The sequence below is a fragment of the Streptomyces sp. NPDC006743 genome, from assembly GCF_040703815.1.
GTDB lineage: Bacteria > Actinomycetota > Actinomycetes > Streptomycetales > Streptomycetaceae > Streptomyces.
Map to the genome: position 1 here is coordinate 90349 of NZ_JBEYJA010000023.1, position 23682 is coordinate 114030.

Genomic DNA, 23682 nt, shown 5'->3' on the forward strand with positions numbered 1-23682 from the left:
CGTCGGCCGGACGGCCGGCTACCGCGGTTCACCGACGAGTACCCCCGGCACCGTGCCGAGCGGTACCCGCAGCGACGAGCGGCCGGCGCGCCAGTCGGCGAGCAGCCGGTCCCCGAGCCGGTCCTCCAGGTGGCCGGTGGCGTCGATGCCGAAGGCCACGTCGGCCGCCAGATGCGGCTCCTCCTCCAGCAGACCGGCGATGACCTCGTGCCGTACGACCTGCTCGTGCACGGCGTCCGCCTCGACGTGCTCGTCGTAGAAGAACGCGGCGGCCGCCCCGGCTCCCGTGCGGCGCATCGCCTCGGCCAGCCGCCGCGAGCCCGGCGAGGAGGTGATCTCGACGGCGGCGAAGTGGCCCACCAGCGCCCCGCGCAGCTCCCGGTGCAGCCCGAGCAGGGACATCAGGTTCACGGTGGCCAGGGCCTCCGCGGGGGCCGCGTCCAGGTAGCGGCCGTACGTCGTGTCCAGCCCCAGGTCCCGCATCAGGTCGGCGAAGAGCCGGGCGTGCACGCGGTCGGCACGGCCGCCGCCGTACTCGTCGAACTCCACCGCCGCCATCGCCGCCTTGGCCCGGCCCCACAGCCGCGGCAGCACCCAGGCGTGCGGGTCGGCCTCCTTGAGGTGGTAGAGGGAGCGCTGGGCGGCGTACTCGCGCACCTGCCACAGCTCGCCCTGCTCGCGCAGGAAGTGGGAGACCCCGGCGCCGTCCACGGGCTCCACCAGCAGGTCCGCGAGCGCGTCGTCGAGACGGGTGTGCACCGTGGCGTCGGCCCGCAGCGCGGCCAGGAAGCGGCGCTCCAGCGCCGCCCGGACGCCGAGGAGGCCGGGGTCCCACTCGCGCTCGGGAGGGACCCCGGCGAAGCCGCGGTAGTGCAGCTCGTAGCAGAGGTACAGCGCGAGCTGCAGGTCGTCGCCGTACGCCGCCGCGGCGTCCGCGTCCTCGGCGCGGGGCAGCGGGCCCGTGCCCCGCAGGTACTCCCGTACGGCGGCGCTGACGGGTCCGCGGGCGGGGGGCAGCTCGGGTCCGAGGTGAACGTGATTCATGGAGCGCGGGTACCCGCCGGACCCCCGGCCACCCGTTCAGTCCCCGCCGGCCTCGTCCGCGGCGTCCTTCCCGGCCTCCTCCTGGGCCCGGGTGTTGGGGGTGACCGCCTCGCCGGCCTCGCCCCGGTGCCGGCGTTCGCGCCGGTCGTCGACGTCGGTCTCGGCCTTCTCGAACTCGCGCAGGACCTCGCCGAGCGCCGTGTCGGGCTTGTCCTGGTGCTGCTTCCGCTCCTTGTCCGGCATGGCCGGCACCTCCTTCTCCTCGTTTCCGGTCGTGTTCCCTGTTTCCGGTCGTGCTCCGTGCCGGCCCCGCCGGGCCGTCGTACTCCGTCGTACGGTCTGCGGGGCCGTCGTACTCCGTCGTACGGTCTGCCGGGCCGTCGTGCTCCGTCCTGCGGTCTGCCGGGCACACCGCGCGCCCGGGGTCCGGACCGCGGGGTCAGCCCCGCGCCGTCGACGTGGCCGTCGATGTGGCCGTCGCCGCCAGGCGCAGCGGTACGGGGTCCGGCGGCGCGGGGTCCTCGCCGAGCCGGGAGACCCGCTCCCACCATGACGCCCCGGCCGCCCCCTCCTCGATCTGCCGCAGGAGCACCCCTTCGCGGATGGCCCAGGGGGAGACGGTGACCGTCTTCAGGCCCATCAGTTTCATCGCCGTGTGCCCGACCACCGCGCCGGCCAGGCTCTGCGCGGCGCGCGGCGCGGAGATGCCCGGCAGGGCGGCGCGCTCGGCGGCGGGCAGCGCGGCCAGTTGCCCGACCGCCCGGCGCAGTGCCGCGCGCTGCACCCGCCGCTCCACGAACGGCCCGTGCCGGCCGGGGGCGGCCCCGCACAGCCGGCCCAGCTGCTGGAAGGTGCGGGAGGTCGCCACGGCGGTGCGCGGCCCCTCCCAGCGGATCCGGGCCGCCACGTCCCGCAGCTGGTGCCGGACGTGGCGCCGCAGCTCCTTGAGCCGCTCCGGGGACGGCGGGTCCTGCTGCGCCAGGAACTCGTGGGTCAGCCGTCCCGCGCCGAGCGGCAGCGACGCCGCGAAGTCGGGCAGCCGGCCGCGGCCGAAGGCCACCTCCAGCGACCCGCCGCCGATGTCGAGCAGCGCCAGCGGTCCCGACCGCCAGCCCATCCACCGCCGGGCGCCCAGGAAGGTCAGCTCGGCCTCGACCTCGCCGGGCAGGGTGCACAGCGCGATGCCGGTGCGCGCCCGGACGGTGCGCAGGACGTCCAGCCGGTTCGGGGCCCCGCGCACCACGGCGGTCGCGAAGGCGGGCGGCCCGGCCGCGCCCCACCGGGCCGCCGTCCGGCCGGCCTCCGAGACCGCCTGGACGATGCGCTCCACCGCCTCCTGCGGAATCTCCTGGCCGGGCGCGACCTGCTCCGACAGGCGCAGCCGCCACTTGGCGGTGTGCACCGGCAGCGGCGCCCCGCCCACGGCGTCCGCCACCACCAGCCGTACCGTCTTCGACCCCACGTCCACCACGCTGATTCGCATGGGCCGGTGGGTACCCGGCCCGGTGATCTCCTACGCCTGTCACCGGCGGCTGCGGCGCACGAACAGCGGGACAACGGCCGGTTCACCCCGGGTGGCGCCCCGGTGGCGCGCAGCCGAGCCGTGCAAGGCCCCTGACAAGCGCAGAAGATCAAGAACGCTGACGAGCACACCCCAGATTCACTGCAGAGAGCTGCTTGTCACTTCGGGAGGACGGGGCCGGGGACGGCGCCGCGTCAGGCCAGCTGCCGCCGCACCAGCTCGTGCAGCCGGCCCCCCGTGTCCGCGAGCAGTTCGGCGGGCGTGCCCTCCTGGGCGATCCTGCCCTCCTCCATGACGATCACCCGGTCGGCGTCCAGCACCGTCGACAGACGGTGCGCGATGACGACGCGCGTCGCGTTCAGCTTCCGGGTGCTCTCGATCACCGTGCGCTGCGTCTCGTTGTCCAGGGCGCTGGTGGCCTCGTCGAAGAAGAGGATCCGCGGCCGCCTGACCAGGGCCTGCGCGATCATCAGCCGCTGCCGCTGGCCCCCCGAGACGGCCCCGCCGCCCGAGACGATGGTGTGCAGCCCCATCGGCATCCGGCGGATGTCCTCCGCCAGACCCGCCAGCTCCGCCGCCGCCATCGCCTCCTCGGGCGAGCACGGCTCGGTGCCCCGGATGACGTCCAGGACCGACCCGGTGAACGGCTGCGCGTGCTGCAGCACCACCCCGCACTGCCGGCGCACCGCCGACTGGTCGAGCGCGGCCAGGTCCTGACCGTCGTACAGGACGCTGCCCGACAGCGGCCGGTCGAAACCGATCAGCAGCCGCAGCAGCGTCGACTTGCCGCAGCCGCTCGGCCCCACGACCGCCACGAACTCGCCCGGCCGCACCCGGAACGACACGTCGTCCAGGACCAGCGGCCCGTCCTCGGCGTACCGGAACGACAGCCGCCGCGCCTCGACCGCCCCCGACAGCGGGCCCGGCCGGGTACTGCCGGTGCGCACCTCCGGTGTGGCCCGCAGCACCGGCCTGATCTCCTCGAACAGCGGAAGCGCGGCCACCGCCGACACGAACGCCCCGGTCAGCTGGGTCACCGAGGTCAGCAGCATCGTCACCGACGTGCTGAACGTCAGGAACGCCGCCGCCGACATCGAGCCGCGCGCCGGTCCCGCCAGCAGCATGAACATGACCAGCGTGCACACCGGCAGGTACACGGCGCCGAGCACGGTGGTGAGGTTCTTGATCCGGCCCACCTTCTGCTGGAGCTCGCGGCTGCGCGCGAACTGCCGCGCCCAGGCCGCGTACGCGTAGTTCTCCGCCGCCGCCACCCGCAGTTTGGGCAGTCCGCGCAGCGTCTGGAACGCCTGGTTGTTCAGCTTGTTGCCGAGCACCACGAGCCGCCGCTGCCAGCGCACCTGCCACAGCCCGAGCCCCAGGAACACGGCCGCGATCACCACGAGCATGCCGAGCGCCGCGCACGCCATCGGCGGGCTGTACCAGAACAGCAGCGCCAGGTTCATCGTGCCCACGGTCACCGACTGGGCGACCACCGGGCCGATCCCGGCCAGCAGCCGGCGCATCGCGCTCACGCCCATCGCCGCGCTCGCCAGTTCCCCGGTGGAACGGGCGGCGAAGAACGCCGTGGGCAGCCTGAGCAGCCGGTCCCACACGGCCGGCTGGAGCGTCGCCTCGATCCGCCCCTCAAGCCGCAGCACGGTCAGGTTCTCCAGCAGCGTGAACGCCGCGGCCACCACGCTGCCGATCATCACCGCCAGGCACACCTGGGCGATCGGCCCCTCCTGGGCCCTGGGCACGTACTGTCCGAGCACCTTGCCCGTCGCGATCGGCACCAGCGCCCCGACGGCGACCGTCACCAACCCGCTGACCAGCAGGTTCAACAGGTCCCCCGCGGTACCGCGCAGGCTGAAGCGGAGCAGGGCGAGCGGGGAGAGGCGGCGGTCGGGCAGCGGGCGGTAGAACATCACCGCACGCGGCTCGAACTCCCGGGCGTTGGCCTTCTCGACCGGTGTCTCCCGCCCGGTCGCCGGATGCACCGCGACATAGCCGCCACGCCGCCACAGCAGCGCGACCGGCGCGCCCGACAGCGCCCGGTGACCCACCAGCGGGCCCGCGTCCTGCCGCCACCAGCGGCCTTCGAGGCGCACGGTGCGGGTGCGCACCCGGGAGGCCAGGGCGACCCGCTCCACCGGATCGAGCCGGTCGCCCTCGGTGCCGGACCGCGGGGCCGCGGCGAGCGTGATCCCAGCGGCCCGGGCGACCAGCCGGCAGGCCGCGTACGTCGCGTCCGCGTCGGCGGCCGTGGCGCGCCGCGCCGAGGAGGGGCCCAGGGCGGCCAGCAGCGTCCGGTCGGCCTCGGCGCGCACGGCCTCACCGGCCTCGATACCGGCCGCCGTGCGCATCTCGTGGCCGCGCTCCAGCTCCTCGATCCAGCGGTCCAGCGCCGTCAGCAGCCGGTACTGCTGGTCCACCACGCTCTGCCAGAGCGCCGGGTCCATCAGCAGGTCGGCCGCGGCCTCGGCGCCGTGGAGCGAGCCGTAGTGCACACTGCCCGGCGGCACCTGCATCCAGAACACGTCGTCGTCGGCGGGCGCGGCGCCGCGCTGGCCGGCCGTCGGCGCCTGGAACAGGACGGACAGGCTGCGCCCGATCCCGAGCGCGAGCGCGTACTCCAGGGGACCGGCGGCCGGCGGCACGTACCGTGGGTTGCCGTACTCGTCGTACGACCAGGTGCGGGTGTCCGCCTGCTGGTACAGCTCGCGCAGCCCGATCCGGTGCACCACGCAGTCGCGCAGCGGCCGCGCCACCAGGGTGTGCCGGGGGCCCGCCACCGGACCGAGCAGCAGCGAACCCGCCTCCAGCCGCCCCAGGTGGTGCCACTGGCCCTCCTGCCGCGCGTCCACCGCGAACAGGTCCACCGCACCGGCCGCCACCAGCCACAGCACCTGCGGGCCCTCGAGGTCGAGCCGGGACAGCCCCGTGCAGTCCAGCGGCGTGCCCAGGGAGGCGAGCGCCCCGACGACCAGGTCGCCTTCGCCGACGGCCGTCATCTCATCGCTCCCCGACCAGCGCGGCGTACGCGCCGCCGCGCGCCACCAGTTCCTCGTGCCGCCCGCGTTCGACGACCGTACCGTGCTCCAGGACGACGATCTCGTCGCTGTCGCGCACGGTGGACAGCCGGTGGGCGATCACCACACAGGCGCAGCCGCGCCGCCGCAGGTTGTCCATGACGGTCTGCTCGGTCTCCGCGTCCAGCGCGCTCGTCACCTCGTCCAGGACGAGGATGCTCGGCCGGCGCACCAGCGCCCGCGCGATCTCCAGGCGCTGGCGCTGCCCGCCGGAGAAGTTCCGCCCGTCCTGCTCGACACGGCTGTGGATGCCTCCGGGGCGGCGCGCCACCACGTCGTACAGGCAGGCGTCGCGCAGCGCCTCCACCACGGCGTCGTCCGGGATCGAGGGGTCCCACAGGGCCACGTTGTCGCGGACCGTGCCCTCGAAGAGGAACACGTCCTGGTCGACGAAGGACACCGAGGCGGCCAGCGCGCCGCGCGGGATGTCCGCGAGGTGCTGCCCGTCGATGCGGATCACGCCCTCCCAGGGCGTGTACAGCCCGGAGATCAGCCGGGACACCGTCGACTTGCCGCTGCCCGAGCCGCCGACCAGCGCCACCTGCTGCCCCGGCCCCACGGTGAGGTCGAAGCCGGTCAGCAGCGGCTTGTCCAGCGGGCTGTAGCCGAAGGAGATGTTCTGGAGTTCGACGTGGCCGCGCAGCCGGCGCGTGGAGTCGCCGGTGCCGGGCCGGGAGTACAGCGGGTCGGTGCCGAAGGACTCGACGTCCTTGAGCCGGGCCACGTCGGCGGCGAAGTCCTGGATGCGGCCCGCCACCCCGTTGAGCCGGGTCAGCGGCGCGGTGAAACGGGTCACCAGCGCCTGGAAGGCGACCAGCAGTCCCACCGAGACATGGCCCTCGACCGCCCGCATCCCGCCGATCCACAGGATCAGCGCACTGTTCAGCGTGGCCAGCGCCGGCGCGACCACGCCCAGCCAGGCGCTCGGCACCCCGAGCCGCTGCTGCTCCTCCAGCGTGGTGGCGTGCTGCCCGGCCCAGGTGCGGAAGTAGCCGTCCTCACCGCCGGTCGCCTTCATCGTCTCGATCAACTGCAGTCCGGTGTACGCCGTGTTGGTCAGCCGCGCGGTGTCCGCGCGCAGCTTCGCCGTCCGCGTCGCGCGCAGCCGTACGACCACCCGCATCGCCACCACGTTCAGCAGCGCCACCCCGATGCCGACCGCGGTCAGCTGCGGGTCGTAGGTGTAGAGCAGCACGGCGTACAGCACGACGACGATCGCGTCGACGCCCGCCGCGGACAGGTCGCGGGCCAGGGTCTCGGCGACGGCGTCGTTGGACTGCAGCCGCTGCACCAGGTCCGCGGGGCTGCGCTGGGCGAAGAACGTCACCGGCAGCCGCAGCAGATGGCGCAGGAAGCGGGCGCTCGACAGGGTGGAGGAGACGATGCGGCCGTGCAGCAGGTTCGTCTGCTGCAGCCAGGTCAGCACGACGGTGAGCAGCACGCACGCGCCCATCGACGCGAACAGCACGCCCAGCAGCGAGGTCTGGCCACCGATCAGGTACGAGTCGATGTAGGTGCGGCTGAGCGCGGGCACCGCCGCGCCGGCCACGACCAGCAGCAGGCTCGCGAGGACCGCCGCGGGCAGCGTGCCCGCGGTGCCGCGCAGCCGGGCCGGGAGCGCGCTCAGCACACCCGGTCTGCGTCCGCCGCGCGTGAAACCCTCGCCCGGCTCCAGCACCAGCACCACCCCGGTGAAGCTGCTGTCGAAGTCCTCCATGGGCACGAAACGCCGGCCCTTGCCCGGGTCGTTGACGTACACCCCGCGCCGGCCCAGGCGGCGGCCCATGCCGTCGTAGACGACGTAGTGGTTGAACTCCCAGAACAGGACGGCCGGTGCCGCCACCTCGGCGAGGGCGGCGGTGTCCATCTGCATGCCCTTGGCCGTCAGGCCGTAACCGCGTGCCGCCTTCAGTAGGTTGCTCGCCCGCGAGCCGTCCCGCGAGACCCCGCACGCGATGCGCAGTTCCTCCAGCGGGACGTGGCGGCCATAGTGGGCGAGGATCATGGCGAGCGAGGCGGCGCCGCACTCCACGGCCTCCATCTGGAGAACGGTGGGTGTACGGACCGTGCGGGTGCGTCCCCGGGGCACCGGGCGCCGGGGCGGGGCGGCGCGTCGCCGCCCGCGGGTCTGCGGTGCGGCGCTCACGGCAGGAGCCAGTCGACGGGACGCTGGTCGGCCAGGCGGATCGAGGCCGTGGCCAGGGTCATGGACTCCAGGCGGAACGGCGGGCCGTCCGCGGAGGACCAGCGGTACCCGCTCGGTGTGCCGGGTGCGGTGTCGAGCCGTACCCGGACGGCCACCGGCCGGCCCTTCCCGGCCAGTTGCCCGCCCAGCCGGGCGTCCCCGAGGAACGCGCCGATCTGCTGGGCGGACTGCGCCGAGCGGTCCACCGACGCCACCCGGCCGCGCAGCACGCCGTACCGCTCGGCGGGCGCGGAGGAGACGGTCAGGTCGACGGGGGCGCCGGCGGGAACGGCGGCGGCGTTCTGCGCGGGCACGTAGACGGTCGCGTACAGCGGGTCGGAGGCGTGGGCCGCCTTCTCGACGGCGGCGACGTCCGTGCCGGGGGAGACGATCTGCCCGAGGGCGGCGGCCAGCGTGGTGATCCGGCCGGCGGCCACGGCCCGTACGGGCGTCGTCGTGCCGGAAGCGGTGCGGACCTCGAGCACGGGCGTGCCGGCGGCGAGCCGTCCGCCCTCCTCGGCGAGGACCGCGGTGACCTGTCCGGAGACCGGGCTCTGCAGGACGTAACTGCCCTGCCCGTGGGTGAGGACGGCCTGCGCGGTGACCGTGGAGGCCACCGAACCGGTCACCGCCCACACGCAGGCGGCGGCCGTCGCGACGAGGGTGACGGAGAGCACGAGCCATCCCCGCGGGCGGGCCAGGCGTACCGGAAGGTCGAGTTCCTCGGGTGACTGGAGCTTGGCGAGGGCCTGTTGGCGGAACTGCACGGAACTTCCCTCACCTGTGGCTGAGGCCTGTGCGGGGCGGTCTTTCGAGGTACGGGGCCCGGCAGGACCGGGCGGGCATCCGGGCGTCCCGGAACCGGTGTACGGCTCCGGGACGCCTCGGGGCGCGATGCGCTCAGAGACCGGCGACCAGGTTGGTGACCGGCGCGGTGTTCAGGCCGGTCACACCCTCGACGGTGCCGACGGCCGTGTCGACCAGGCCGGACACCGGGGCGACGCCGTCCACCAGGCCCGTGACGGTGCCGACGGCGTTCAGCGACAGACCGCCCGAGACGTTGTCGAGGTCGGCGTCGGAGATCTCGGCGGTCTCGACCTGGGGGGTGGAGTTCATGGTGGAACTTCCCTTCCTGTGGGGTTTCTCAACGGGGAGCGGCCCCCTCTGGGGGGCAGAGGGAAGGCCGCGGGCGGGGCAGCCGGCCGTCGCCGATGCAAGGGTCCGGCGGGCCCCGCGGTGCGATGGATCAAAGCACGGCACGAACCGGCCCCTCCACTCGAGCAGGCCTCTCACCAGGGAATTTCCCGCTCCAGGGGGCCCATCCGTGCACGCCCGGGCACGAGTCGTCGGCCACTTCTTCACAAGGCGCACGGCATCGGCTCACCGCGGCTCTTGCCGGGCCGCCGCGGAATCCGGCACTCCGCGCCAAACGCGCCGCCGGGGGCGCGCGGTTGTGCAGATCTGTGCCGCCCGGTGACCCCGCTGGGCAGTCGCTGTGCAGATTTTCTGAAGCAGGGGTTCCGCTTCCCGGCCGCGACGGTTCGTCGACCGAACGTGACCGGCCGGTGGCGGACTGTTTCCGGCCGGGGGATGTGCGACGGGCCCGGGCTCGGGGGCACGGCGCACCACGGACGGCGAACGGCCGGCAGCGGCCCCCGCGCCCGGTGCCCCCCCGCGGCCGGCGCCCGGTGCCGGGCGCCGTGTCAGCCGTCGCCCCGGGCGCGCAGCAGCAGGACCGCCACGTCGTCGATCCGCTCCCGCGCCGCCGCGCTGTGTTCCACCAGCAGGTCGGCCAGCCGGCCCAGCGGCACGTCCCCGGCCTCGCCGAGCCGCTGCCCCAGGCCGGCGAGCGCCTCCTCGATGTCGGTGCCGGGCGACTCGACCAGCCCGTCGGTGTAGAGGACCAGCACGGAGCCGGGGGGCAGGCCCACGCGTGTCGTCGGATACGTCGCCGCCGGGTCGATGCCCAGCAGCGGGCCCCCGGCCAGGTCGAGCACGCGCACCCGCCCGTCCGGGCGGCGCAGCAGCGGCGGCGGGTGCCCGGCCCGGGACATCACGGCGCAGCCCTCGGCCGGGTCGAGCCGCAGATACAGACAGCTGGCGAACAGCTCGACGCCCAGCTCCATCATCAGCCGGTTGGTGCTCGCCATGACCTCCTGCGGCTCCTGGCCGACGGTGGTGTACGCGCGGACCGCCGTACGCAACTGGCCCATCAGACCGGCGGCGGTGACGTTGTGCCCCTGCACGTCCCCGATCACCGCCGCGGCCAGCGGGCGGCTGGGGACGAGGTCGTAGAAGTCGCCGCCGATGTCCATGCCCTGCGTGGCCGGCAGATAGCGCGCGGCCGTCTCGAAGCCCGGCAGCCGGGGCAGTGAGCGCGGCAGCAGCGCCTGCTGCAGGCCGTGGGCCAGCCGGTGCTTGGCGTCGTAGAGCCGGGCCCGTTCCAGTGCCTGCGCGATCAGGCCGCCCAGGCTCGTCAGGACGGCCCGCTCGTCCGCCGGGAAGGGGTGCGGATGGGCGTAGGACAGGACGCAGGTGCCCACCGGGCGGCCGGACGCGATCAGCGGCAGGTACGCCCAGGCCGCGAAGCCGTCGCGCACCGCCTGCCGTACCGGGTACAGCCGCTCCAGCTGCTGCCGGGACTCGAAGAAGGCGGGGGCTCCGGTGGACAGCACCCGCGTGCTCGGGGTCGGCGCCCCGAGCGGCGTGCCGTGGAACTCCTCGACGGCCCGTTCGGGGTATCCGCGGTGGCCGAGCACGTGCAGCCGCCCCGACTGGGAGCCGAGGATCATCAGGGCCCGGCTGCCGACGGCCGGCACGATCTCGTCGGCGACCAGCCGCACCACGTCCTGCACGCCCACGGCCTCGGTCAGTGCCCCGGCCAGCCCCAGCACCCGCGAGATGGTCACCAGGCCGGCCGGCGACTGCGTTCCTTCCGGGTGCGGTGCCGTCCGTCCCAGCTCGGCGACCGCGCGGGCCCGGCTGATCCGCAGGCTCAGCCCGGTGGTGCTCGGGTACATCCGGAAGGACAGCCACTCACCGGGCGGGCGCAGCGCGACGAAGGACGTGACGTGCTGGCTGAGCAGGGCGGCCCGGTAGCGGTCCTCGTACATCGGGTCGTTCAGCCACGGCACGGCCGTCCACAGCCGGGTGCCCAGCAGTTCGGTGACGGGCAGTCCGAGCAGTCCGGCCGCGGCCGGGTTGGCGAACGAGACCCGGCCGTGCAGGTCGAGCGAGGCCAGCCCGTACGGCAGCCGGGCCGTCATGCGGGCCGCCTCGACCGAGCCGAACGTGCCGGTGACGCCCCCGGCCGGCGGCGCGGCGAGCAGATCGGGCTCCGGGAGCACCGGGCGGCGTTCGGCCGCGGCCCGCTCCAGGCGTACCGCCAGCCGGTCGCAGGCCGCGGCCAGGTGCTCGCGTTCCCAGTCGGACAGCACCGGCGGGTGGGCGTCCGGCCAGGTCACGAAGACGGCCCCGTACACGGTGGCCCCGGTGGCCACCGGCAGCGCGGCCAGCGCGAAGGGGTAGGGCAGCACGACGGCGATGCGCGGATAGCGGCGGGCCATCTCCTCCTCGCCGCTTACCCAGATCAGCCGCCGTTCCCGTACGGCCTGGGCGACCGGGATGGGGGCGCTCAGCCCGACCCGCTCCCAGGGCGCGGCGAACGCCCGGGGCATGCCCGCCATCACCGCCATCTCCAGGACCGGCTGGTCCGGCGCCAGCAGGTACACCGCTCCCGAGTGCGCGTGGACCTCGTCCAGCATGGCGGCGAGCGCCAGGGACAGCAGCGGGCGGCCGGCGGGCCCGGGGGCGGTCGCCGGGGGCTGTCCGGACCTCGGCCGCTCCGACACGCCGACCACCTCCTCGCAGGGCCGCGTCACCGGTTTCCGGGACCAGGACTCGCCCGTCGCGGCCCTCCCCGCACGGTGAGCGGCGGGGCGGCTCGAGCGGGGAGCGCGGTGGCGGCGGGCTCGTACGGGTGCCCCGGGCGGGCGCCCCGTGTACCCCGTCCGGCGCTGCCCATGCCGGGGCGGACGGGGCGTGTTGCGGTGGACGGCCGCCGCGTGTGCGCCCCCGCGCCTCCCCTTGGCCAATTCTCCGCGCCACTGGGCCGTACACGCCCCCAAGAATGGGGCACGCGCACACCACCATCACAGAACCGCGCGAGGACCGGCACGGAACCGGCACGCGGGACGAACCGAGGGGGCGGCAGTGATCCGGATACTTCTGGTGCACGACGCGTGTCTGGTGCGATCGGTCATGGCGGAGTGGCTGCGCCGGGAGCCCGACCTGGGGGTGCACGACACGCCGTGGCGCGGTGCGCCGGGGCAGGTGCGCAGAGTACGGCCGGACGTGTGCGCCGTCGACCTCGACCACCCGAGGGCGCGCAAGCAGGTCCCGCTGGACGAGCTGTGTCCGCGGGAGCCGGGCCGGCGGGCCCCCCGCCTGCTGGTGCTGGCAACGGCGGACCGGCCGGGGCTGTTACGCCAGGCCATCGAGGCCGGGGTGCTCGGGTACGTCGACAAGAAGGGATCGCCGGAGCGTCTGGTGCGCGGCATACGCCGGGTCGCCGAGGGGGAACGTTTCGTCGACGAGTCCCTGGGCCTCGGTTTCCTCAAGGCCGCCGAGATGCCGCTGACCCGGCGCGAACTGAGCGTGCTGTCACTGGCCGCCGAGGGCGCCTCCGTCGCCGAGATCGCCGGAAGCCTGCACCTGTCCCACGGAACCGTGCGCAACTACATGGCGGCCATCACCCGCAAGACCGGGGCCCGCAACCGGATCGACGCCATCCGCATCTCCCAGGGGGAGGGCTGGCTGTGAACCGGGCGGTGCCCAGCCGCCGAAGAGTTCCCGGTAGAGCCCGCAGGTCCGCAGCAGTTCCTCGTGCGTCCCGTAGGCGGTGTCCCGGCCGTCCATGACCAGGACGCGGTCGGCCCGGCGGGCGGAAGTGAGCCGGTGCGCCACCACCACCAGCGTTCCGCCGGGCCGGGCGGCGAAGGCGCGCTCCGCGCGGGCCTCGGCGTCCGGGTCCAGGTGGCAGGTCGCCTCGTCGAGCAGGGCGAGCGGGGCGTGCGACAGGTACGCCCGGGTCAGCGCGATCAGCTGGCGCTCGCCCGCCGACAGCGCCGCCGGGTCCACCGGTGCGCCGGGGCCGCCGAGGCGGTGCAGCAGCGGTGCGAGTCCGACCGCCTCCGCCGCGGCGAGCAGTTCGTGCGGCGGCACCGGGTCGGGGCGCAGATGGGTGAGGTTCTCGCCGAGGGTCCCGGTGTGGACGTACGCCTCCTGCGGGATCAGGACGCGGCGCGCGGCCGCACCGGGCCCCGGAACCGGCAGCCCGCACACCGTGATCTGCCCGGCCGCCGGTTCCAGCAGCCCCGCCACCAGCGCGGTGAGCGTCGACTTGCCGATCCCGCTCGGCCCGACGACGGCCAGGTGGCCGCCGTGCGGCACGACGAGGTCGAGATCCCGGACCACGGGTTCGCTGTGTGGCCCGTAGGCGAAGGTGACGCCGGACAGGGCGAGGGCGGGGGCCGCGCCGGGAGGGGGAGGGGGAGAGGGGGCGGGAGGGGGAGAGGGTGTGGGCCGGGGGGCGGGTGTGGACGGAGAACGGGGCGCGGGCCGGGGGGCGGGCGCGGGGGCCCGGCCGGTCCGGGCGTCCTCGTCACCGGCCGGGGCGAGGCGGCGCAGCACCACCGTCAGGCGGGCGCCGCCGGCCCCCAGGCCGTGGATCAGGTTCTGCAGCGCCGGCAGGAGCGACTGGGTGACATAGGCGAGGGCGCCCACCAGCGCGCCGGGCGACACGTCGTGGTCCAGCAGCCACGGCGCGGCGACCAGCAGGAGGACGACCGGCGCGTGACCGCCCACGGCGAGGGCCGCCACCCGCAGGACACCCCAGCGGGCCAGCGCGCCCGCGGCCCGCCGCTCGGCCTCCACGCACCGCGCGACACCGGCCGCGACCCGGGCCTCGGCGCCGAAGGCCGTCACGTCCCGCAGGCCCGGGCCCACCCGGCCCAGCCCCTCCGCGAGGGCCTCGTCCGCGGCCAGGTACGCCTCCTGGCGCCGGGCCAGCGGTCGCAGCGTCAGCGCGAACAGGGTGATCGCGGCGGCCAGCGGCGCGACGACCACGAGCGCGAGCGGCGGCGCCAGCGAGAACAGGCCGATCAGAGCGCCGGCCGCGGCGACCACGAACGATCGGGAGACCAGCACCAGCCCGGCGAAGGTGTCGCGGGCGATCTCCACCTGCTGGGTGAGCCGGGAGAGCGCGCCGTCGTCCGCCTCCCGCACCCCGCGCGCCACGACCCGCTCCACGAGCCGGTCCCGCAGCGGCTCGACCAGCGCGGCGACCGAGCGGTACACCCGCCCGGTCCCGACCGCGCCCAGAAGGACTCCGGCCCCGGCGACGCCCAGCCAGGCCAGCCCGGCCGCGGCGCGTCCCGCCAGGAACCCCGAGTCCAGGGACCGTGCCAGGGCGTAACCGAGCAGGAACGTCTGCCCCGTCTCCAGCACGGACCACCCGCCCAGCCGCACCAGGACCCGCCACCGGGCGCGCAGGAACCTCAGCCCCCGCCACCCCGCTCCGGGCGCCGCGCCCCCCGGCTGTCCTGTGTCGGGTGGTGGGTCTGCTTGCTGTCCGGCCCCGGGTGTCGCGCCCCGCGGCCGTCCTGCGTCCGGCGCCGCGTCCCCCCGCCGTCCCGCACCGGGTGCCGACCACCGCCGCCGGGGCCGCGCGGCCGCGTCTCCGTCCGCCGACCCCCCGGCTTCCGCCCCGTCCGCCCCCGCACCCCGCGTCCCGGTGCCGTGTCCGACGGCCGCCGCACTCTCCGCGTGCCCCTCCGCAGGCCCCTGCGCGGCGGGGCCGGGCGCGGCCGGTGGCCGTCCCTGGTCCCCGGCCGGGCCCGCGGACCGCCGCTCCTCACCGGGCCCGTAGGTCCCGTTCCCGCTCGCCGCCGTGCGGCGCCGGTCCTCCTCGCTCACGGCCGTGCCTCCCGCGCCGGACGGCCCGGATCCCCGGCCGGGCGCACGGCACCCGCACCCGGACCGGGGTGTTCTCCCGCCACGGTGCCGTCCCCGCGGCCTTCGCCCGAAGCGGCCCCGCCCCCGCGGCGGTCTCCGCCGTCCTCCCCGAACACCTGGCGGTATCCCGCCTGCCGCCACAGCGCGGCATGGGTGCCGACCGCCCGTACGCGGCCGCCGTCCAGCCACGCGACCGTGTCGGCGCGGGCCGCGGTCGCCGCGCGGTGGGCCACGACGACGCGGGTGGTGCGGGCGCCGCCCTGGGCGAGGGCGTGGGTGATCCGGTGTTCCGTGACGGTGTCCAGGCTGGAGAGGGCGTCGTCGAGGACGAGCAGCCGGCCGCCGTGGGCGAACGCGCGCGCGAGCCCGAGCCGCTGGGACTCGCCGCCCGAGCGGGGCGCGGCGGCCAGCGGGGTCGCGTACCCGTCGGGCAGCCGGCGCACGAAGTCGTCGGCGCGGGCCGTGCGGGCCGCCTCCCGGACGCGGCCGGGGGAGGGCGCGGCCGGGCCGAGGCCGATGGCGTCCTCGACGGTCGCCCCGATCAGGACGGGCCGCTCGAAGGCGTGACCGATCGCACCGCGCAGTGCGTCGTGGGTCAGTTCGCGCAGCGGCACCCCGTCCAGCAGCACCTCCCCGGAGTCGGGGTCGCACAGGCGTCCGGCGACGGCCGCGAGCAGGGACTTGCCGGAGCCGGAGCGGCCGACCACGGCCAGGGTCGTGCCGCCGGGCACGGTGAGGTCGACACCGTGCAGCACCGTACGGCCACCGCGCCGCGCGGTGACACCGCGCAGTTCCAGGCGCCCCGGTCCCGGCGGCAGCCGCCGGCCGCCGTGGGCCGGCGCCGGCTCGGCCAGGACCTCGGCGAGGCGTCCGGCCGCCGCGCGCGCCCGGACCAGGGCGGAGAGCTGCCCGACCAGCGCGCCGACCCCGCCGGCGAGGACCGCGTAGCGGGAGGCGGCCAGCACGTCGCCGACGGTCAGCCGGTGCCGGGCGAGCAGCACCCCGGCGACGGCGACGACCACCAGGTGCAGCAGCGGGGCCACGGCGACGGCCCGGGCGGCCGCCCGGGCCTGCGCGCGCCACATTTGGTGTCCCGACCGGGACAGTTCGGGCAGCGGGCGCAGGATCCGTGCCGTCTCCCGGTCCGCCGTACCGGCCGCCCGGATCGTGCGGGCCCCGCCGACGGCCTCCGCGAGCGCGGCGGCGATCCGCCCCTGCGTCTCCTGGTAGCGGGCGACGCACTGGGAGGCGTCCCGGGCGAACGCCCGCAGCAGCAGCACGAGCAGCGGCGCCCCGGCCAGGAAGGCGACCGCGAGCCACACGTCGAGCAGCCCCAGCGCCACGACCGCGCCGGCGGGCCCGGCCACCGCCGCGACGGCCGCGGCCACCGCGGCGGGCGCGCTGCCCGCCTGGGCGGCGCTGCCCACCAGCCGGGCGACGAGTTCCCCCGGCCCGAACCGGGCCGTGGCACGCGGGCCCAGAGCCAGGACGTGCCCGGTCAGCCGCAGCCGCAGCCATGCGGTGGCACGGGCGCCGGTGGTGGTGTCGAGCACGGTCTCGGCCATGTCCAGGGCGGTGAGCAGGGCGAGCAGTCCGACCGAGTACCCGACCCAGCGGCCGGCCGGCGCCCGGTTCAGCAGCAGGTCGAGGGTGCGGCCCAGCACGGCGGGCAGCAGCAGCCCGGCCCCGGTCGCCGCCGTGCTCACCAGGCACAGGGCGGCGCAGCGCACCGCGCCGTGCCGCACGGTGGCGCGCAGGAGCGAGGGGGCGGTCACCGGCGGGGTGCCGCGGGCCTGGTCGAAGAGGGTCGTCATACGGCTGCCGCCTCGCATCCTGTGCCGTGGTCTCGCGTCCGCGCGCGGAACGGGCCCCGGGCGGCCGCTCCCCGCAAGGGGAGGCGGCCGCCCGGAGCCGTGGGACGGACGGTGCGGGTCAGAGGCAGAGCAGGACGCTCACCGCGCTGACACACGACAGCAGGCTGGCCGTGCTGGCGCCGCCGCCACCGCCGTTGTTCTCGTCGGACTCCATCGTCTGCAGGTCGAGCAGTGCCATGCCGTGTCCTTTCGGTCGGCCCCGGACGGTGCCGGGACTCCGGTCGGTTCCCACGTCGGGGACGGGGGTGGTGTCACGACTCCGCGGGTCGCGGAGCCGCGTCTGGGTGGGCCGCCGGGGCGGCGGCGGGGGGCGGCAGGAAGGGCAGCGCCGCGCCGGTCGCGCCGTCCAGCGCCGCCGCGAGGGCGAGCAGGCAGCCGGCCGTACCGGTGGCGAGATCCATGGACAGCCGCATCATCTGGTGGCCGGGGAAGGCGAGCTGGCCCTCGTACGCCATCGCGTACCAGCCGAGCGCGCCGACCTGGCCGGCCAGCTTCTGCGGGGTCGCCCCGGGGGCCGTGCTGCGGCTGAGGTGCAGGATCATTCCGGCGCGGCCCTGGAAGAGGCCCGGCTGGGCGTAGAAGCGGGAGGTGGCGGCGGTGAGGACGGCGTCGCGGGCCCGGGCGAACTCCTCGTCGGGCGCGTGGGCGAGGTAGTCGTCCAGGACCATGCCGATCCCCGCGCTGCCGTCGCCCAGGTAGGGCAGGGTCCGCCAGCCCTCGTCGACCTCCAGGCCGCCGCCGCTCGGCTGGACGACGCACTGCTCCAGGTCGCGGCGGAGCGCGACGGCGGCCGCGTCCAGCAGCGCGCGTTCGCCGGTCCACTCGTACTGCCGCAGCAGGAACAGCGCCACTCCGCTCGCGCCGCGCAGCAGCCCGGCCCGCCTGCGGGGGCTGTCGGGGAGGGGTTCGGCGAGCCGCGCGGTGAGCAGGTGCGCCGCCTCGGCTGCCCGCTCGCCCAGCTCGCTCTCGCCCGTCGCGCGGGCCAGCGACCCGAGGACCAGACCCAGCCCGGCGAGCCCGCCGCGCAGGTCGGAGGAGAGTTTCTGCCAGCGCTCCTTCAGGACGCCGTCGATCAGGTCCAGGGCGCGCTGCCGGTGACCGAGCAGGTCGAGCACGTGGGCCACGCCCGCGAGACCGTCGTACAGGCCGAACGGGGTGCCCGGCGGCGCGGCCGCGGTACGCGCCAGCAGCCAGCGTTCGCCTTCCTCGTAACGCCCGGCCCCCGAGGCCCGCAGCGCGTACAGGACACCGGCCGCGCCGTGCGCGAGGCCGAGGCCGCCGCCGTCGGTGAACTGCGCGATGTCGCCGGGGAAGAGCCGGTCGGCGCGGTCCGGCGTCGCCGACGCCAGCAGGGCCTTGGCCATCGAGTCCCGGCTCGCGGGCCAGTCGGCCGGGTCCGGGAAGGAGGGGCCGCCGCGCCCGGTGAAGAGGACGCCGTCCCCCTGCCCGGGCGTGCCGCCGCGCGGGTCGGCGCCGTCGCGGGTGATCTCCGCGACCGCCTCGTCGAGGAACTCCCGCGGAACGTCGGGGAACTGCTCGGCGATCACCTCGGCCAGGTGTGCCGCCTTGCCCCGGTCGATCACGAAGAGCGTGGTCACCGGCAGGAACAGGGCGAGCCGCAGGCAGGCCAGGGCGTAGCGGTCCACGTCGGGGCCGGTGCGGTCGGGCGGCGCGAAGAAGCCCGGGTGGGCGACGACCTGCCGGCCGCCCTCCTCGGCCGGCGCGGCCGCCTCGAAGTCCAGCAGCTGCACCGACTCGTCGTCCGGTCCGACGACGATGTTGAACACGTGCAGGTCGTTGAAGACGATCCCGCGGGCGTGCACCGCGGCCACCGCCCGCTCCACCGCCCGGTGCACGCGCAGCGCCCACGCCGTGTACGCGGCGACGGCCCGCGGGTCGGGGTCCGGGGTGAGCAGCGGGTGGCGGTCGCCGAAGTAGGAGTTGAGCGGCCGTCCCTCGACGAAGTCCATGACGAGGAAGCGGTGGTCGCCGAGGGTGAACCAGTCCCGCACCTCCGGCACGACCCCCGTCCCGGAGAGCCGTTCCAGGGCCGCCTTCTCGCGTTCCAGGCGGGTGACCGCGTCGGCGCCGTCCGCGGCCAGCCCCGCGTGCGGCCGGCCCTCCTTGAGCACCACCCGCCGGCCGTCGCGCGTGTCGGTGCCCGCGTAGACACCGCCGCCGTTGGAGAAGTGCAGCGCCTTCTCGATGCGGTACGGCAGCTCGCCGACCGTGGTGGTGTTGCGCGCCGCCAGGTGCGGCTCCAGGAACGAGGGCAGCGTCACCCAGTCGGGCACCTGGAAGGACGGTGCCCGCCGGTCCGGCACCAGGCGTCCCTCGCCGTCGCGCACCGCCGGCACCAGCGAGCCGCGCTCGTCGACGACGAAGGCCCGCGCGAACGCGCCGTAGCGGACGTACAGCGGGCCCTTTCCCCAGCGCAGATCGGTCAGGATGTACGGCCCCTCGAAGCCCTCCAGCAGCCCGCCCAGCTCGCGCAGCACCTGGTGCAGCTGCTCCTCGCCGTCGGGGTAGACGGTGACGAACTTGCCGCTGGTGTCGCGGGCGGCGTACTTCGTGTTCCGCAGGTGCAGCAGGTGCGGGCCGGGAACGAACTTGAAGGGGATCCGGCGCGGTACGCAGTAGTCCCAGACGATCGCGGCGATCTCGTCCGCGTTGTCCCGGGTGGCCGAGGCGTGGATCTTCCAGCCCTGGGCCGGGCCCGCGGCCGCGGCGCCGTCCGCGCCGAGCGGGGTCAGCGTCAGCCAGTCGCCGGTGCGGGTCGCGTCCCACCCCTGCGGCACGGCGCGCCGGGCCGTCGCGTACAGCTGCGCGGCGGACCGCCCGCCCTCGGACAGCCGGTCGGGTGTCTCGTAGAAGTGCGGATCGGCGAGCGCGTACACCTCGTAGCGCTGGTCCATGTCCGTCCCCCCTCCCTGGTCGGCACCGAGCCTTCCAGCCGGGCGGGGGCCGCCGACAGTCACGTCTGTCACGAGACCACCGTGCGGAACGCACGCGTCAACAACCGTTCGAAGAGATCGCCCCGACCTGTTCGAAAGATCCGGAGCAGCCGCCCGGACCGCCGTGTTCGCACGGATGCCGGGCGGCCGGCCGCGGGGGCGCGAAACCGTCCCGGGCGCGCGAACCGTCACAGGGGCTGCGCGAACGGCTCATACGCGCTGTAATGGCCAACGTGGTCAGTGAGGGCGCTACGGCACGCAGATCGAGGACGCTGCAGGCCGAACTCGCCCTGAGCACGCTCACCGAGGACCCCGCCGCGCCCGACCGGCCGCGCCGCGTCCTGGAACAGGCCCTCGTCTTCACCTCGGCCGCGTTCGCCGGTGTCTACGTCCCCGGCGGCCCCTCGGGCGAGGCGCTCTGCCTGGCGGAGTCGGCCGGCGTGCCGCGCACGCTGTACGGACTGCGCGACACCTACCCCCTGGCCGGGAGCTCGCCGCCGGCCGAGGCCTGCCGCACCGGGCGGGCCGTGTGGCTGGGCCCCGACGAGGTGGCGGACCACGCCGACTCCCGCCGGATGCCCGCCGGTGACGTGTCCCTGGCGGCGCTGCCGATCGGCGGTGCCCGGGGCGGCTGCCTGCTCGCCGTCACCGACGCCCCCGGCGGCTTCGACAGCGAGGACCGGACCTGCCTGGAACTGGTCGCCGAGGCCTCGGCGTGTCCGGTGGCCGCCGCCTCGGCACCCGGCGGGGAACTGCCGCCGGGCGCCTTCGCGCTCGCCATGGACAGCGGGCGCGTCGAGGCCGGCGACGACGTCCTCGCCCTGTTCGGCATCGACCGGGCCGGCTTCGACGGCAAGGTGGAGACCCTGCTCGCGCTGACCGTGCCCGAGGACCTGCCGTCCCTGATGTCCGTGGTCGAGGCGGACCACATGTCCATCGGCGAGCGCGAACTGGAGTTCCGCGTCCTGCGGCCGGCCGGGCCGCCCGGCTGGCTGCGGCTGCGCGGACGCCTGCTGCCCGGCGGGGACGGCCGCCCGGCGCGCCTGGTCGGCACCGTCGCGGAGGCCTCCGCCCTGCGCCCGGGCGTCACCGACGTCGCCCGCGTCCAGCGGCTCGCCTCCGCCCTCGCGACCGCGGGCACCGTCCGGGACGTCAGCCACGCCGTGGTCGCCGCGCTGCGCGCCCCCCTGCGCGCGGACCGGATCGCCCTGGCCGAACTGGAGAACGACCGGCTCGTCGTCACCGTGCTCGACCCGCCCGAGCCGGAGTCCTGGCCCGAACTGTGGCGCCGGGAGTGGCGCACCGAGTGGCCGGACGCGCCGGTACGGGCCATGCCCACCCTGGCCGCCGCCCTGCGCGAGGGCCGGGCCCGGATCTGGCCCGCCGGCACCCGACTGGAACCCGCGCTCGCCGAGGTCGGCCCCGGCGGTCTCGCGGTGCTGCCGCTGTCCGCCGCCGGCCGCACGGCGGGCGCCTGCCTGATCGGCTGGGACAGCCCCCACGACTTCGGACCGGACGAGCGCGCCCTGCTCACCGCCTCGGCCGGACTGGCCGGGCAGGCACTCATGCGCGCCCACGCCTTCGACGCCGAACACGAACTCGTCGGCATGCTCCAGCGCACCCTGCTGCCCCGCAGGCTGCCCCGGCTCCCCGGCGCCGAGGCCGTCGCCCGCTACCTGCCCGCCACCGCGGGACTGGAGGTCGGCGGCGACTGGTACGACGTGATCCCGCTGCCCGACAACCACGTGGCCCTCGTGATCGGCGACGTCCAGGGGCACAGCACCGGCGCGGCCACCCTCATGGGGCAGATGCGCACCGCGCTGCGCGCCTACGCCGCCGAGGGCCACCCCCCGGACGTCGTCGTCTCCCACGCCAACCGGCTGCTGCTCGACATGGAGACCGACCTGTTCGCCACCTGCGCCTACGTCGACCTGGACCTGGAGGCCGGCACCGCCTGGTGCGTACGCGCCGGGCACCTGCCGCCGGTGCTGCGCCACCCGGACGGCGCAGCGGAGATCACCGAGGTGGAAGGCGGCCCCCCGCTGGGTGTGCTGTCCCAGGCCGACTTCCCGATGACCCCGCTGCGGCTGCGGCCGGGGACCGTGCTCGCCCTGACCACCGACGGACTCGTGGAGTCGCCCGACGCCGACATCGACACCGGCATGGACGGGCTCGCCCGCCGCCTCGCCGCCGTCGATCCCGGCCGTCTCGGCCCGGTCGCCGACGCGCTCCTGACCGGCGCCCGCCGCGACGACGACATCGCCCTGCTCCTGGTGCGCTACGACGGCCTGGCGGTACGCCCGCTGAGGGAGAGCTGGACGGTGCGGCGGGTGCCCGAGGCGGTCCGGCACGCCCGCCGCTTCACCCGGCGCACCCTGCGCTCCTGGGGCGTCGGCGAGGACGCCGACGCCGCCCTCCTGGTCGTCTCCGAACTGGTCACCAACGCGCTCGTACACACGGAAGGCCCGGTGCGCCTGGACCTGACCCTCGTCCACCACCGGCTGCGCATCGCCGTCGCCGACGCCTCGCCCCGTACGCCGGTCAAGCCGACGAACATCGGGTGGGAGGCCACCGGCGGACGCGGGATCCTCCTCGTCGAGGCCGTCTCGACGGCCTGGGGGGCGCTGCCCGTCAGCGGCGGCAAGCAGGTCTGGAGCGAACTGCTCCTGGGGCGGTGAGCGCACCCTCCGCCCGCCGACCCGCCACACGGGTGCGCCGCGCCGCCGGCACGGCAGGTCTGAGCCGCGCGCCCGGCCGCCGTGCTTAGGGTCCTGGGCTGTGTCACACACCTTCGAAGAGCTCGTGGCGAAGCAGCGCGCCGCCGACGAGGCGCACACCCGGGTCGAACAGCTCCGGGCGGCCTACGGGCCGCCCGCGCAGGAGCGGTGGACCGGGATGCAGAGCGAGACGTACGAGACGGCCCTGCGCGCCTGGCGCGACCTGGCCCGGGACCTGCAGACCGCCCTGAACGAGTACGCGAACCACGAGGCCAGGCCCCGCGCCGAGATCGAGGCCGAGGTGGAACGGGCGGCCCGCCCGGCGGGGCAGGAAGGCCCCTGAGCGCCGCCGCGCCGGGGCCGGGCGGCGACCCCCCGGCACCCGTGACGGCGCCGGGGACGGCCGCGACGGCGCCGGGCCGGCCGTGCGGGGCGGGACGCGGGACCGGTGACGTATTCGCCGGTGGTGCGGGTACCCGCGCGCCATGGACACCTCCCGTTACGAAGCAGCCTCCGGTGCCGGATCGGTCTTCGGGATCGTCGTCATCGTCGTGGGCGCCCTCGTCATCGTCGGCGCGCTGATCTGGGCCGTCCGGCTCGGCATCCGGGTCAAGCAGCGCGAGCCGAGGACCCCGCGGGGCGGTGAGCACCCGACGCTCCCGGACTCCGGGCCGGTCCACGAGACCAGCCAGCGACGCGAGCCCGACGAGGTGCCGCGCGCCGAGGAGACCGGCCGCCGCCTCACCCCGCACGAACTCGGCTCGTCCGGCAGCCGGCGCAGCGAGGACCAGTCCCGTCCGCGCTGGGACCCCGGTTCCGGCGGCTCCTTCGGCAGCGGCGGCTCCGGCGGCAGATGACCGCCCCGGGCCCCGGCCGGCGGTTTGCGTCCGGGCCGCGCGGGGACCCGGTCCGCCAGGAACGAGAAGGCCGCACCGGACACCGCGGCCGGCGACCGGGGAACCGCGGCCCGGTGCGCCACCACCCCACCGACGCAGAAGGAAGATGAGGACCCGTGCTCGCGCACACCATGGAGAAACCGGCCGTCCAGCCCGCCGAGTCGGGCTGGGCCAGGGCCCGACGGCTCAGGGACAGGCACGTGCGCACGTGTCTCCCGGCGGTCGAGGACCGCGGCGGAACGCAGCGGGAGCGCGGGCGCGGCGACGGCGGCGAAGGGAACATCGTCCGGGGCGAGGACTGACCGGCCGCCGTCCGGCCCGAAGAGTTTCGGGGAGAGCCCGTACCGGCCGGTGGGGGTGCCCGGCGTGAGCCGGTCCGGTGCGCGC

At 76.0% G+C, this 23682-nt stretch carries 16 protein-coding genes and 1 pseudogene; 5 read left to right on the forward strand and 12 right to left on the reverse strand.

Annotated elements, in window-relative coordinates; genetic code table 11:
• Positions 1-18: 18 nt before the first annotated feature.
• The 8 genes from ABZ719_RS20380 to ABZ719_RS20415 all read right to left on the reverse strand — a co-directional run bounded on the left by ABZ719_RS20380 (position 19) and on the right by ABZ719_RS20415 (position 11700).
• Positions 19-1044 (reverse strand): iron-containing redox enzyme family protein, encoded by a 1026-nt coding sequence (locus ABZ719_RS20380; protein WP_366726577.1) that lies wholly within the window; start codon positions 1042-1044, stop codon positions 19-21.
• A gap of 36 nt (positions 1045-1080) precedes the next feature.
• Positions 1081-1287, reverse strand: a complete 207-nt coding sequence (locus tag ABZ719_RS20385; protein WP_366726578.1) for a hypothetical protein — start codon at positions 1285-1287, stop codon at positions 1081-1083.
• A gap of 196 nt (positions 1288-1483) precedes the next feature.
• Positions 1484-2527 carry a Ppx/GppA family phosphatase gene (locus ABZ719_RS20390; protein ID WP_366726579.1) on the reverse strand — a complete coding sequence of 348 codons (1044 nt, stop codon included), beginning with the start codon at positions 2525-2527 and terminating at the stop codon, positions 1484-1486.
• 233 nt (positions 2528-2760) lie between these two features.
• Entirely contained in the window at positions 2761-5577 is a 2817-nt protein-coding gene (locus ABZ719_RS20395) for an NHLP bacteriocin export ABC transporter permease/ATPase subunit (RefSeq protein WP_366726580.1), read from the reverse strand.
• Between the two features lies 1 nt (position 5578).
• A complete protein-coding gene (locus ABZ719_RS20400; protein WP_366726581.1) occupies positions 5579-7801 on the reverse strand; it encodes an NHLP family bacteriocin export ABC transporter peptidase/permease/ATPase subunit in 2223 nt (740 codons plus the stop codon).
• Entirely contained in the window at positions 7798-8607 is an 810-nt protein-coding gene (locus tag ABZ719_RS20405) for an HlyD family efflux transporter periplasmic adaptor subunit (protein WP_366726582.1), read from the reverse strand. Before ABZ719_RS20405 ends, ABZ719_RS20400 begins: the two co-directional genes overlap by 4 nt.
• Positions 8608-8740: 133 nt before the next feature.
• Positions 8741-8956: a hypothetical protein gene (locus ABZ719_RS20410; protein WP_037851125.1), complete on the reverse strand. Its 216-nt coding sequence runs from the start codon at positions 8954-8956 to the stop codon at positions 8741-8743.
• A 587-nt stretch (positions 8957-9543) separates the two neighbouring features.
• Entirely contained in the window at positions 9544-11700 is a 2157-nt protein-coding gene (locus ABZ719_RS20415) for a SpoIIE family protein phosphatase (RefSeq protein WP_366726595.1), read from the reverse strand.
• A 400-nt stretch (positions 11701-12100) separates the two neighbouring features.
• Here ABZ719_RS20415 and ABZ719_RS20420 point away from each other — a divergent pair.
• Positions 12101-12577: pseudogene (locus ABZ719_RS20420) on the forward strand (response regulator transcription factor); the annotation flags it as partial.
• Here ABZ719_RS20420 and ABZ719_RS20425 read toward each other — a convergent pair.
• The 4 genes from ABZ719_RS20425 to lanKC form a co-directional block, all read right to left on the reverse strand.
• Positions 12503-14347: an ABC transporter ATP-binding protein gene (locus tag ABZ719_RS20425; RefSeq protein ID WP_366726583.1), complete on the reverse strand. Its 1845-nt coding sequence runs from the start codon at positions 14345-14347 to the stop codon at positions 12503-12505. The pseudogene ABZ719_RS20420 and the gene ABZ719_RS20425 sit on opposite strands and share 75 nt — an antisense overlap.
• Before the next feature lie 464 nt (positions 14348-14811).
• Positions 14812-16668 (reverse strand): ABC transporter ATP-binding protein, encoded by a 1857-nt coding sequence (locus ABZ719_RS20430; protein ID WP_366726584.1) that lies wholly within the window; start codon positions 16666-16668, stop codon positions 14812-14814.
• 118 nt (positions 16669-16786) lie between these two features.
• Positions 16787-16906, reverse strand: coding sequence for a SapB/AmfS family lanthipeptide (locus tag ABZ719_RS20435; protein WP_366726585.1), 120 nt, complete (start codon positions 16904-16906; stop codon positions 16787-16789).
• Positions 16907-16979: 73 nt separating this feature from the next.
• Complete coding sequence (lanKC, locus tag ABZ719_RS20440) at positions 16980-19643, reverse strand: class III lanthionine synthetase LanKC (RefSeq protein ID WP_366726586.1); 2664 nt, start codon at positions 19641-19643, stop codon at positions 16980-16982.
• Positions 19644-19906: 263 nt separating this feature from the next.
• Here lanKC and ABZ719_RS20445 point away from each other — a divergent pair, with 263 nt between their 5' ends.
• The 4 genes from ABZ719_RS20445 to ABZ719_RS20460 all read left to right on the forward strand — a co-directional run bounded on the left by ABZ719_RS20445 (position 19907) and on the right by ABZ719_RS20460 (position 23597).
• Positions 19907-22360: a SpoIIE family protein phosphatase gene (locus ABZ719_RS20445; protein ID WP_366726587.1), complete on the forward strand. Its 2454-nt coding sequence runs from the start codon at positions 19907-19909 to the stop codon at positions 22358-22360.
• A gap of 100 nt (positions 22361-22460) precedes the next feature.
• Positions 22461-22742: a hypothetical protein gene (locus tag ABZ719_RS20450; protein WP_366726588.1), complete on the forward strand. Its 282-nt coding sequence runs from the start codon at positions 22461-22463 to the stop codon at positions 22740-22742.
• A gap of 142 nt (positions 22743-22884) precedes the next feature.
• On the forward strand, positions 22885-23256 hold the full coding sequence (locus ABZ719_RS20455) for a DUF6479 family protein (protein WP_366726589.1): 372 nt from the start codon (positions 22885-22887) through the stop codon (positions 23254-23256).
• Between the two features lie 155 nt (positions 23257-23411).
• The gene (locus tag ABZ719_RS20460) at positions 23412-23597 is read left to right on the forward strand and encodes a hypothetical protein (RefSeq protein ID WP_366726596.1); all 186 of its coding nucleotides are present in this window, start codon (positions 23412-23414) and stop codon (positions 23595-23597) included.
• The last annotated feature ends 85 nt before the right edge of the window (positions 23598-23682 follow it).